General features: G+C 73.1%; 12 protein-coding genes. 6 read left to right on the plus strand and 6 right to left on the minus strand.

All coding sequences use genetic code 11. From position 1 onward, the window contains the following. Positions 1-20: 20 nt before the first annotated feature. Positions 21-665, minus strand: coding sequence for a TetR/AcrR family transcriptional regulator (locus ABT300_RS36370; RefSeq protein ID WP_351685236.1), 645 nt, complete (start codon positions 663-665; stop codon positions 21-23). A 174-nt stretch (positions 666-839) separates the two neighbouring features. On the opposite strand from ABT300_RS36370, the gene ABT300_RS36375 reads away from it, so the two are divergent. Then, positions 840-2,066 (plus strand): acyl-CoA dehydrogenase family protein, encoded by a 1,227-nt coding sequence (locus tag ABT300_RS36375; RefSeq protein ID WP_351685238.1) that lies wholly within the window; start codon positions 840-842, stop codon positions 2,064-2,066. Between the two features lie 78 nt (positions 2,067-2,144). Here ABT300_RS36375 and ABT300_RS36380 read toward each other — a convergent pair whose 3' ends face one another. The 4 genes from ABT300_RS36380 to ABT300_RS36395 form a co-directional block, all read right to left on the minus strand. Further along, on the minus strand, positions 2,145-2,381 hold the full coding sequence (locus ABT300_RS36380) for a DUF6213 family protein (RefSeq protein WP_057580803.1): 237 nt from the start codon (positions 2,379-2,381) through the stop codon (positions 2,145-2,147). Between the two features lie 25 nt (positions 2,382-2,406). Continuing rightward, on the minus strand, positions 2,407-3,792 hold the full coding sequence (locus tag ABT300_RS36385; protein ID WP_351685242.1) for an NADP-dependent succinic semialdehyde dehydrogenase: 1,386 nt from the start codon (positions 3,790-3,792) through the stop codon (positions 2,407-2,409). Between the two features lie 75 nt (positions 3,793-3,867). Then, positions 3,868-4,341, minus strand: a complete 474-nt coding sequence (locus ABT300_RS36390; RefSeq protein WP_351685245.1) for an NUDIX hydrolase — start codon at positions 4,339-4,341, stop codon at positions 3,868-3,870. Further along, on the minus strand, positions 4,338-5,876 hold the full coding sequence (locus tag ABT300_RS36395) for an ATP-dependent DNA ligase (protein WP_351685247.1): 1,539 nt from the start codon (positions 5,874-5,876) through the stop codon (positions 4,338-4,340). Before ABT300_RS36395 ends, ABT300_RS36390 begins: the two co-directional genes overlap by 4 nt. A gap of 89 nt (positions 5,877-5,965) precedes the next feature. On the opposite strand from ABT300_RS36395, the gene ABT300_RS36400 reads away from it, so the two are divergent. From ABT300_RS36400 to ABT300_RS36420, 5 genes are all read left to right on the plus strand, one after another. Continuing rightward, complete coding sequence (locus ABT300_RS36400; protein WP_351685250.1) at positions 5,966-6,538, plus strand: helix-turn-helix domain-containing protein; 573 nt, start codon at positions 5,966-5,968, stop codon at positions 6,536-6,538. An 86-nt stretch (positions 6,539-6,624) separates the two neighbouring features. Further along, entirely contained in the window at positions 6,625-7,596 is a 972-nt protein-coding gene (locus ABT300_RS36405; protein WP_351685252.1) for an NADPH:quinone oxidoreductase family protein, read from the plus strand. Beyond that, entirely contained in the window at positions 7,593-8,777 is a 1,185-nt protein-coding gene (locus ABT300_RS36410; RefSeq protein WP_351685255.1) for an acyl-CoA dehydrogenase family protein, read from the plus strand. Before ABT300_RS36405 ends, ABT300_RS36410 begins: the two co-directional genes overlap by 4 nt. Beyond that, positions 8,774-9,859 carry an acyl-CoA dehydrogenase family protein gene (locus tag ABT300_RS36415; RefSeq protein WP_351685258.1) on the plus strand — a complete coding sequence of 362 codons (1,086 nt, stop codon included), beginning with the start codon at positions 8,774-8,776 and terminating at the stop codon, positions 9,857-9,859. The genes ABT300_RS36410 and ABT300_RS36415 overlap by 4 nt, the downstream gene beginning before the upstream one ends. 161 nt (positions 9,860-10,020) lie before the next feature. Beyond that, complete coding sequence (locus tag ABT300_RS36420) at positions 10,021-10,215, plus strand: hypothetical protein (protein ID WP_351685260.1); 195 nt, start codon at positions 10,021-10,023, stop codon at positions 10,213-10,215. A gap of 72 nt (positions 10,216-10,287) precedes the next feature. Here ABT300_RS36420 and ABT300_RS36425 read toward each other — a convergent pair. Further along, on the minus strand, positions 10,288-11,104 hold an 817-nt coding region (locus tag ABT300_RS36425; RefSeq protein ID WP_351685263.1), incomplete at its 5' end, for a phosphodiester glycosidase family protein.

Below are 11,104 nucleotides of genomic sequence, written 5' to 3' on the forward strand. Positions count from 1 at the left end.
GCCCGCGCGGCGGCCCCGTGTCAGAAGCCGGGGCCGCCGACCTTGTCGCCGGCCGCCGCGAGGCGACCCCAGAGCAGGTCGGCCAGGCTCCGCACCAGTTCGGCGCGGGAGCACGGCCGCTCGCCGAGCCACCAGTCGCCGGCCGCGTGCATCATCCCGACGATCCCGTGCCCCCACACCCGGGCGAGCTGCTGGCTGCCGGGGCCGAGATCCAGCCGGTCCTCGATCACCTGGGCCAGCTCCTCGCCCATCCGGCGCAGCAGGGGCGCGCTGTGCTTGCCGACGTCGAAGCCCTGGTCGGGGCCCGTGCCCGTGTCGGAGGGGTGCATCAGGAAGCGGTACACCTGCGGCCGGGCCTCGATCGCGGCGAGGTAGGTGTCGAGGGTCGCCTCGACCCGTTCCCGCCGTTCGGCGGGCGCGTCCAGCGCGGCGCGCAGCGAGTCCAGCAGGGCGTCCGTGTGCCGGGTGGCGAGGGCGGCGTAGAGTCCGCCCTTGTCGCCGAAGTGCCGGTAGAGGATCGGCTTGGTGATGCCGGCCTCCGCCGCGATGGCGTTCATGGACGCCTGTGGGCCGTCGCGCAGCACCACCCGGTCGGCGGCCTCCAGCAACTCGCGTCGTCGGCGGTCGGCGGACCGCTGTTGCTCGGTCCGCTGCGTGGTGTCCATGTGCTCTCCCCACCCGTGCTGTTTCGGTGACGCCTGCGCAAACTAACACCTGACAGCAGCCTGACATCGAACGGGTGGAAGGGCTCCTGTGCCGTCATCAGGAGTTGACTTTTCCTACCGACCGGTAACAGACTCGCGTTACCGCTAGTAACACGCACCGCCGCTGGAGGGGACATGGCCGAGTTCACCATGGAGCTCAACGACGAACAGAAGGAGGTCCGGGACTGGCTGCACGGCTTCGCCGCCGACGTCATCCGCCCCGCGGCAGCCGAATGGGACGAGCGTGAGGAGACTCCCTGGCCGGTCATCCAGGAGGCCGCGAAGGTCGGCATCTACTCCCTCGACTTCTACGCGCAGCAGTATTTCGACCCCACCGGCCTCGGCATCCCGATGGCCATGGAGGAGCTGTTCTGGGGCGACGCGGGCATCGCCCTGTCCATCGTGGGCACCGGGCTGGCCGCCGTGGGCGTCCTCGCCAACGGGACCGAGGAGCAGATCGGCACCTGGATCCCGCAGATGTACGGCGACGCGAACGACGTCAAGGTGGCCGCGTTCTGCTCCTCCGAGCCCGACGCCGGCTCGGACGTCGCCTCCCTGCGCACGCGGGCCGTGTACGACGAGGCCAAGGACGAGTGGGTGCTCAACGGCACCAAGACCTGGGCGACCAACGGCGGCATCGCCAACGTCCACGTGGTCGTGGCGGCCGTGGACCCCGAGCTCGGCTCCAAGGGGCACGCCTCCTTCATCGTCCCGCCGGGCGCCCCGGGTCTCGCCCAGGGCCAGAAGTTCAAGAAGCACGGCATCCGCGCCTCGCACACCGCCGAGGTCGTCCTCGACGACGTGCGCGTCCCCGGTTCGTGCCTGCTGGGCGGCAAGGAGAAGCTGGACGAGCGGCTGGCGCGGGCCCGGGAGCGGGCGAAGACCGGCGGCGAGCGCGTGAAGAACGCGGCGATGGCCACGTTCGAGGCCTCGCGTCCCGCCGTCGGCGCGATGGCCGTCGGCACGGCCCGCGCCGCCTACGAGGTCGCCCTCGACTACGCGAGGACACGGGAGCAGTTCGGCCGCCCGATCATCGACAACCAGGGCGTCGCCTTCCAGCTCGCGGACATGCGCACCCAGATCGACGCCGCGCGGCTGCTGGTCTGGCGCGCCTCCTGGATGGCGGTCAACGGCAAGCCGTTCACCGCCGCCGAGGGCTCGATGTCGAAGCTGTACGCCAGCGAGACCGCGAAGAAGGTCACCGCGCAGGCCATCCAGATCCTCGGCGGCAACGGCTACACGCGGGAGTACCCGGTGGAGCGCATGCACCGCGACGCCGCTATCTACACGATTTTCGAGGGCACGAGCGAGATCCAGCGGCTGGTGATCGCCCGCACGCTGTCGGGGATGCCGATCCGCTGACGCACGGGACGACGGCGCGCGGTCCGGCCTCCGGGGGACGTGTTCCCCGGAGGCCGCTCGCCTGCCGACCCGTTTCGGCTACGGCGCGCCGCCGCTGCTGTGCGCGATGCAGGCCACGTCGATCCGGTCCGCGAGCTTGGCGAGCTCGATCGTCAACGCGGCGACGGTGTCCTCGTCGAGACCCTCCGCCCCGGCCTCGACGAGATGCAGCCATCGGCCCCCCAGCGTGCGGAGCAGCTTGCTCACATCCGCCGCGGCCACCTGCAGGGTCCCGCGGTCGTCGACGATCAGGGGCAGGGTCACTTCGCGGTTCACATCCGGGATCGTAGCCGCGCGGCGGTCACGCACCGTGCCAAACCGTGGTGATGTTGCAGAACTCCCGGATTCCGTGCCCGGACAGCTCACGGCCGTATCCGGACCGCTTCACCCCGCCGAACGGGAACGCCGGATGGGACGCCGTCATTCCGTTGACGAACACCCCGCCGGCCTCCAGGTCCCGGACGAACCGGTCGACCTCGGCCTCGTCGCGCGTCCAGACGTTGGAACTCAGCCCGAACGGCGAGTCGTTGGCGATGAGCACCGCCGCGTCCAGGTCGGCCGCCCGATACATGGTCGCCACCGGGCCGAACGCCTCCTCGCGGTGGATGCGCATCTCCCGCGTGACACCGGCCAGGACGGTCGGCGGGTAGTACCAGCCGGGCCCCTCGGGCCGTGCGCCCCCGCACAGCGCCCGGGCCCCGGAGCGCCTCGCGTCGTCCACCAGCTCCTCCAGGTCCGAGCGCCCCTGCTCGCTCGCCAGCGGGCCGACGTCCGTCTCCTCCTCCAGCGGATCCCCGACCTTCAGCGCCGCCATGCCCGCGACGAACCGCTCGGTGAACGCGTCGTACACGTCCGTGTGAACGATGAACCGCTTGGCGGCGATGCACGACTGCCCGTTGTTCTGCACACGCGCGGTCACCGCGACCTCGGCCGCCCGGTCGAGGTCCGCGGACGGCATCACCACGTACGGGTCGCTGCCGCCCAGCTCCAGCACCGTCTTCTTGATCATCTCGCCGGCGGTGGCGGCGACGGCCCGTCCGGCCGGCTCGCTGCCGGTCAGGGTCGCCGCCTTGACGCGTTCGTCGCGCAGGATCTCGTCCACCGCGCCCGAGCCGACGAGCAGGGTCTGGAAGCAGCCTTCGGGGAAGCCCGCCCGGTGGAACAGCTCCTCCAGGTACAGCGCGGTCCGCGGCACGTTCGAGGCGTGCTTGAGCAGTCCCACGTTGCCCGCCATCAGCGCCGGCGCGGCGAACCGCACGACCTGCCAGAGCGGGAAGTTCCACGGCATCACCGCGAGAACCGGCCCCAGCGGCCGGTACCGGACCACGGCGCGCGAGCCGCCGGAGTCCTTCACGTCGGCGTCGGCCGGCTCCTGGTCGGCGAGCAGTTCCTGCGCGTGCTCGGCGTACCAGCGCATCGCCCGGGCGCACTTCGCGGCCTCGGCCCGCGCCTGCACGACCGGCTTGCCCATCTCGACGGTCATGGTCCGGGCGATGTCCCGCTGGTCCTCGTCGAGCAGGTCGGCCGCCCGGTGCAGCATCCGTGCGCGTTCGGCGAACGTCGTCGTCCGGTACGTGCGGAAGGTGGCCTCGGCGAGCTGGAGCCGGCGTTCCAGCTCCTCCTCGTCCATGGCCTCGTACGTCTCGAGCGTCTCGCCGTTCGCCGGGTTCACCGTCGCGATGGGCATGACGACCTCCTGGGGAGCTGGCTGTGTTCCGACCTTCGCGCGCCGCACCGGACACCGCAACGCGTGCGCGTCCGCTCAGGCGCCCGATGACGAGTGCTCCGCCAGCCGGTCGAGAAACGCGGCCTGCGTCGTGACGATCACCGCACGGGCCTGTTCCAGGCCGTGCCAGGCCACCCGGTCCAGTTCCGGGAACTCCGCGGTGCGTCCCGAGCGGGGCGGCCACTCCATGGTGAAGACGCCCGGCTCGACGGCGGCCGGGTCGAGATCCGCCTCGACGGCCCACACCGTGACGGTCTTGCCGCCGCTCTGCCGCACCTCGCCGAGCGCGATCGGCTCGCCGTCGGGCGGGGCCAGCCCCAGCTCCTCGCGGAACTCACGCCGGGCCGCGTCCCAGGCCGGCTCGTCGCACTCGTACTCGCCCTTGGGGACGGTCCACGCTCCGGCGTCCTTCTTCGTGAAGTAGGGGCCGCCCATGTGACCCAGCAACACCTCCAGGCCCGTCGCGGTCCGCCGGAACAGCAGCAGCCCCGCACTTCTGCGCGCGGTCACGGGCGCACCTGCGGATGCGCCGCGAGCAGGGTCTCCACCGTGTCCGCCTCCTCGGGCCGCTTGTCCTCCCGGTAGCGCAGCACGCGGGCGAAGCGCAGGGTCACGCCGGCCGGGTAGCGGGAGGAACGCTGCAGTCCGTCGTAGGCGATCTCGACGACGAGCTCGGGGCGAACGGTCACCGCGTACCCGGTCTCCTCGACGGCCAGCCCCCGCAGACGCTCCGTCTGCCAGGCCAGCATCGCGTCGGTCATGCCCTTGAAGGTCTTGCCGAGCATCACGAAGCCGCCGTCCCGCGTCCGGGCGCCGAGGTGCAGGTTGGAGAGTTTGCCGGTGCGCCGCCCGTGTCCCCACTCGGCGGCCAGGACCACCAGGTCGAGGGTGTGCACCGGCTTGACCTTCAGCCAGGACGCGCCGCGCCGGCCCGCGCTGTAGGGCGCGTCCAGCGCCTTGACGACGACGCCCTCGTGGCCGCGCAGCAGCGTCTGCCGGGAGAACTCCTCCGCGGCCTCGGCCTCGTCCGGGCCCGACACCAGCGTGCGGCGCACCCGCATCGGCTCGGGCGCGAGCCGGGCCAGCTCCGCGTGCCGCTCGGCGAAGGGCAGGTCGAGCAGGTCCCGCCCGTCCACGGACAGCACGTCGAAGAACACGGGGGAGACCGGCACGGCCTCCGCGGCCGTGGCCACGTCCACCCGGGAGCCGACCCGGCCCGCGGTCTCCTGGAACGAGCGCGGGCGGCCCGCGCGGTCGAGGGCGATGACCTCGCCGTCCAGGACGAACCGCGTCCCCGCCAGTCCCCGCGCCGCACGGGTCACCTCGGGCAGACGGTCGGTGATGTCGTCGAGGGTGCGGGTGTACAGGCGCACGTCGTCGCCGTCGCGGTGCACCTGGACGCGGATGCCGTCCAGCTTCTCCTCCACCGCGCACGCGCCGAGCTTGCCCACCGCCTCGGTGACGGAGGACGCGGTGTGCGCGAGCATCGGCTGCACCGGGCGGCCCACGGTGAGCCGGAACGACTCCAGCGCGGCGGGACCGTCCGCGAGCAGCGCCCGCGCGACCGACTGCAGCGACCCGGCCAGCATCACCGCGCGCCGCACGTCTGCCGGGGACGCGCCGGTCGCCTGCGCCAGACCCTCCGCGGCGAGGGCGTCCAGCGCGCCCTGCCGGACCTCGCCGGTGATCAGGCCGAGCAGGAACCGCTGTTCGTCCGCGGTGGCCGCGCTCATCAACTCACCCACCAGACGCACCCGTTCGGCCTGTGATCCAGGGCCCGAGACCGTGCCGAGCTCGGTGAGCAGGGCGTCCGCCTCCCGCACGGAGAGGGTCGGCTCGTCGGCCGGGGCGACCGGGCGGCTCAGCACCTTCCAGCCGACGCCCAGACGACCCTGGGGGAGCCGCCCGGCCAGGTAGGGGATCACGACGGGGACGTCCTGCGCGTCCGTCTCCCGGAAGAGTTCGGCGAGCAGGGCGATCTTGCGGGAGCGCGCCGAAACGGCGGCGACCTCCCGGGACACGTCGGCGAGCCGGGTCAGCAACATGCAGCCATGGTGCAACGGCGAGCCGGTGAGTACACCCCGGGCCGGTACGGGATTGGCAAACGTCTTTGCCGGTTCGGCAAGATGGGGAGATGACTACGGATGACGTGCTCGCGGAGGTCGGGCCCAGGCTGCGTCGCATCCGCAAGGAACGGGAGGTGACGCTCGCGGCGCTGTCCGGTGCGACCGGCATCTCCGTCAGCACCCTGTCCCGGCTGGAGTCCGGGCTGCGCAAGCCCAGCCTGGAGCTGCTGCTGCCGATCGCGCGGGCCCATCAGGTCGCGCTGGACGAGCTGGTCGGGGCGCCCCCGGTCGGCGACCCCCGGGTGCGGTCCGAGCCGATGGTGCGGCACGGGCGCACCTTCTGGCCGCTGTCCCGGCAGCCCGGCGGCCTGCAGGCGTTCAAGGTGCTCGTGCCGCAGCGCGAGGAGGAGCCGGAGCCGCGCACCCACGAGGGCTACGAGTGGCTGTACGTGATGTCGGGACGGCTGCGGGTGGTGCTCGCGGAGCACGACGTGGTGATGACGGCGGGGGAGGCGGCCGAGTTCGACACACGCGTGCCGCACTGGTTCGGATCGACGGGAGAGGGGCCGGCCGAGTTCCTCAGCCTGTTCGGGCCGCAGGGCGAGCGGATGCACGTGCGGGCGAGGCCGTCGCGGAGGTGACGCACGCAACGGTTCCCCGGAGGACAAGCGACCGCTTAGTATGCAGGGGACCAGGGTCCGACGACGCAGTCCCGTGGAGGCTCCGCATGCAGGCATGGCAGGTGCACGAGAACGGCGAGCCGAGCGAGGTGATGCGGCTCGCGGACGTGGAGCGGCCCACGCCCGGCGACGGCCAGGTCCTGCTCCGGGTGCGCGCCGCGAACATCAACTTCCCGGACGTGCTGATGTGCCGGGGCCACTACCAGGTCCGGCCGCCCCTGCCGTTCACCCCGGGCGTGGAGATCTGCGGCGAGACCGAGGACGGCCGCCGTGTGATCGCCAACCCGGCCCTGCCGCACGGCGGCTTCGCCGAGTACGCGGTCGCCGACGCCGCCGCCCTGCTGCCCGCCCCCGAGTCGCTCGACGACGCCGAGGCCGCCGCCCTGCACATCGGCTACCAGACCGGCTGGTTCGGTCTGCACCGCAGGGCGCGTCTCGAAGCGGGCGAGACACTGCTCGTCCACGCCGCCGCCGGAGGCGTCGGCAGCGCGGCCGTACAGCTCGGGAAGGCGGCGGGCGCGCGGGTCATCGGCGTCGTGGGCGGCGCCGAGAAGGCGGCCGTCGCCCGGGAGCTGGGCTGCGACGCGGTGATCGACCGGCGGGCCGAGGACGTCGTCGCGGCCGTGAAGGAGGCCACCGGCGGCCGGGGCGCCGACGTGATCTACGACCCCGTCGGCGGCGAGGCCTACACGCAGTCCGCGAAGACCGTCGCCTTCGAGGGCCGGATCGTCGTCGTCGGCTTCGCGAGCGGGACCATCCCGAGCCCCGCGCTGAACCACGCGCTGGTGAAGAACTACGCGATCCTCGGCCTGCACTGGGGCCTGTACAACACGAAGAACCCGAAGCTGGTCCAGCACTGCCACGAGCAGCTCACCGAACTGGCCGCCCGGGGCGCGATCAAGCCGCTGATCAGCGAGCGGACGCCGCTCGACGGGGCCGCGGCCGCCGTGCAGCGGGTCGCCGACGGCGTCACCACCGGCCGGGTCGCCGTCGTACCGCAGAACGGAGCCGCCGTATGACCGACGCAGCCGAACTCCAGCGCCGCACGGCGCAGTTGCTGGCCGACCATCCGCCCGCCACGACCGAGCGGTCGGACTTCCTGAAGGCCCGCTTCGACGCCGGGCTCGCCTGGGTGCACTACCCGGAGGGCCTCGGCGGCCTCGGCGCCCCCCGCTCCCTCCAGGCCGTCGTCGACGCCGCGCTGGAGACCGCGGGCGCCCCCGACAACGACCCCCGGCGCATCGGCATCGGCCTCGGCATGGCCGCCCCGACGATCCTGAAGTACGGCACCGACGAGCAGAAGCAGCGGTTCCTGCGGCCGCTGTGGACGGGCGACGAGGTCTGGTGCCAGCTGTTCAGCGAGCCCGGCGCCGGCTCCGACCTGGCCGCGCTCGGCACCCGCGCCGTCCGTGCGGACGACGGCGACTGGATCGTCAACGGGCAGAAGGTGTGGACCTCCAGCGCCCACGTCGCCCGCTGGGCCATCCTCATCGCCCGCACCGACCCGGACGTCCCCAAGCACGCGGGCATCACCTACTTCCTCTGCGACATGACCGACCCGGGCGTCGAGGTGCGGCCGCTGCGCCAGATCACCGGCGAGGCCGAGTTCAACGAGGTCTTCCTCACCGACGTGCGCATCCCCGACACACGCCGCCTCGGCGAGGTCGGCGAGGGCTGGCGGGTCGCGCAGACCACGCTGAACAACGAGCGCGTCGCCATCGGCGGCATGCGGCTGCCCCGCGAGGGCGGCATGATCGGCCCGGTCTCCAGGACGTGGCGCGAACGGCCCGAGCTGCGCACCCACGACCTGCACCAGCGGCTGCTCAAGCTGTGGGTGGAGGCCGAGGTGGCCCGCCTCACCGGCGAACGCCTGCGCCAGCAGCTCGCGTCCGGCCAGCCCGGCCCCGAGGGCGCCGGCATGAAGCTCGCCTTCGCCCGCCTCAACCAGGAGATCAGCGGCCTGGAAGTGGAACTGCGGGGCGAAGAAGGCCTGTTGTACGACGACTGGACGATGCGCCGCCCGGAGCTCGTGGACTTCACCGGCCGCGACGCCGGGTACCGCTACCTGCGCTCCAAGGGCAACAGCATCGAGGGCGGGACCAGCGAGGTCCTGCTGAACATCGTCGCCGAGCGCGTCCTGGGCCTGCCGTCCGAGCCGCGCACCGACAAGGACGTCGCCTGGAAGGACCTGGCCCGATGAGCACACAGCCGGATCTCCTCTACTCCGAAGAGGAAGAGGCGCTGCGGTCGGCGGTCCGGGACCTGCTGACCGACCGCCTCGACCCGGCCGCCGCGATCGCGCGGACCGAGTCGGACGCCCCGCACGACGTCTCCCTGTGGAAGACGCTCACCGGCGACATGGGCCTCGCCGGCCTGCTGATCCCCGAGGAGCTGGACGGACAGGGCGCCACGCACCGGGAGGCGGCCGTCGTCCTCGAGGAACTGGGCCGCACGGTAGCGCCCTTGCCCTACTTGACCAGCGCGGTGGTGGCCACCGAGGCGCTGCTGGCGTGCGGCGCCGACGAACTGCTCGCCAAGCTGGCGTCGGCGACCACCGTCGGTGCGCTCGCCGTGGGGCTGCACATCGCGCCCGGCGCCGCCTTCCCGGCCGTACGACTCGAGAACGGGCTGCTGTCCGGCGAGTTGACCGGCATCGCCGACGCCGTGGCCGCCGACCTGCTGCTCGTCCCCGCGGACGACGGCGGCCTGTACGCGGTCGACGCCTCGACCGTGACCGTCACCCCGCAGGTGTCGCTCGACCTCACCCGGCCCCTCGCGTCCGTCACCCTCTCCGGGGTCGCGGCCGGCCCCCGGCTCGGAGACGCCGGACCCGCCGTGCGGCGCGCCCTGCGCGCCGGGGCCGGACTGCTCGCCTCCGAGCAACTCGGTCTGGCCGAATGGGCGTTGACCGAGACCGTGCGCTATCTGAAGGAGCGCAAGCAGTTCAACCGGCCCGTCGGCGGCTTCCAGGCCCTCAAGCACCGCCTGGCGCAGCTGTGGCTGGAGGTCGTCAACCTCCGGGCCGCCGCCCGCGCCGCGGCCGACGCGCTGGCGAACGGCGAGGACGCCGATCTCGCGACGGCCGTCGCGCAGGCCTACGCCGCGGGAGTCGCCGTGCGTGCAGCAGAGGAGGCGCTGCAACTGCACGCCGGCATCGGCATGACCTGGGAGCACCCCGTCCACCTCTGCCTCAAGCGCGCCAAGGCCGACTCGATCGCCTACGGCACCGCGGGCGCGCACCGGGCCGCCGTCGCCGAACTCGTCGACCTGCGGGCGCCCTGATCCCGGCCGTCACCAGGTGAGGCCCGCCCCGGGCGATCGCCGGGGGCGGGCTTCTTTGTGACACCACTCCTTCGGCGGACGGGTCAGCAACCCGGACGAAACCTCCTTTACGCCACACTTACGGCCGAACACCGTTGAAATGGATGTAGAGGAGGTTGACGGTGGCCGTTTCGATTTCCGCGGTGCTGTTGCTGCTGGTGCTGGCGGTGATCTTCATGCGCAACGGCGGACTGAAGGTCTCGCACGCCCTGGTCTGTCTGCTGCTCGGATTCCTCCTGGCCGGCACCAGCATGGCTCCCACCATCGCCGGCGGCCTCACGGCGACGGCCGACATCGTCGGCGGTCTCCGGCCGTGAGGCCCCGCGGCGCAGGGGGCGCCGGGATCACCGGGATCACCGGGATCACCGGCAGCGTCCGGTGACCCCGGGTCAGCCGACGAAGACCCCGACGCCGTTCGCCACGGGACGCTCCGTCCCGTCGGACGGATGGTTGCGGACCGTGACGCCGGTCACCGCGCCCGGCGGACGGGCCGCCAACGTCGAGGATCCGCCGCCGTCCAGGCTGAAACCCTCCGTCGCGCCGAGGCTCCGGAGTGCGGCGGCGACCCCGGCGATCGTCAGACCCCGGCGGTAGGGGGCGGCGCCGTCCAGCGCGAACAGGAACACCCGCCTTCCGCCGTCGCCGATGCCGACGGCGGTGCGCACCGCGGAGACCGACGTGTCGAGGCCCGCGAGCGGCCGGCCGCCCGACAGGACCGGGAAACCGCCCACGGCGAAGCGGTACGCCGACCCCGACGCGGACCTCAGCGCATAGCGCACCGCCACCCGCTGCCCCGTGACGAGCGTCCTCAGGCGCTGTGCGCCCGCCTCCCGTCCGACGAGGACCGTGGTGCCCGCGGCGATCGTGCCGCTGCCCGGCGTGACCGATGCCGACACGACCCGGCCCCTCCGCAACGTCACTTCGTACGTGCCCGCGCTGCAGGGCGCGGCCCGCGCGGTGTCCGAGCCGCAGGTGGCCCGACGGCGTGAGGCGCCGCCCCAGTCCGGGGTGTACGCGCCGACCGAGTTCTCCGGCAGCGCGTACTGGTTGACGCCGCCCAGCGGCATCCGCCGCCCCGCCACGGCGTACCAGCCGTCGAGGGTCAGACTGTCCAGCCTCGCCCTGCCGTCGGCGCCGACGCCGACCACGGCCCTGGTGTCCGTGCCCGGCGGCGCCGCGCGGCACGACCGCGGCCGCGCCGCCGCC

Source organism: Streptomyces sp. NPDC001027, from assembly GCF_040299045.1.
Classification (GTDB): Bacteria; Actinomycetota; Actinomycetes; order Streptomycetales; family Streptomycetaceae; genus Streptomyces.

Excerpts from the sequence above, each read along its gene's own strand:
- ABT300_RS36370 (WP_351685236.1), bottom strand. The coding sequence starts at position 665 with ATGGACACCACGCAGCGGACCGAGCAACAGCGGTCCGCCGACCGCCGA.
- ABT300_RS36375 (WP_351685238.1), top strand. The coding sequence starts at position 840 with ATGGCCGAGTTCACCATGGAGCTCAACGACGAACAGAAGGAGGTCCGG.
- ABT300_RS36415 (WP_351685258.1), top strand. The coding sequence starts at position 8,774 with ATGAGCACACAGCCGGATCTCCTCTACTCCGAAGAGGAAGAGGCGCTG.
- ABT300_RS36410 (WP_351685255.1), top strand. The coding sequence starts at position 7,593 with ATGACCGACGCAGCCGAACTCCAGCGCCGCACGGCGCAGTTGCTGGCC.
- ABT300_RS36400 (WP_351685250.1), top strand. The coding sequence starts at position 5,966 with ATGACTACGGATGACGTGCTCGCGGAGGTCGGGCCCAGGCTGCGTCGC.
- ABT300_RS36405 (WP_351685252.1), top strand. The coding sequence starts at position 6,625 with ATGCAGGCATGGCAGGTGCACGAGAACGGCGAGCCGAGCGAGGTGATG.
- ABT300_RS36385 (WP_351685242.1), bottom strand. The coding sequence starts at position 3,792 with ATGCCCATCGCGACGGTGAACCCGGCGAACGGCGAGACGCTCGAGACG.
- ABT300_RS36395 (WP_351685247.1), bottom strand. The coding sequence starts at position 5,876 with ATGTTGCTGACCCGGCTCGCCGACGTGTCCCGGGAGGTCGCCGCCGTT.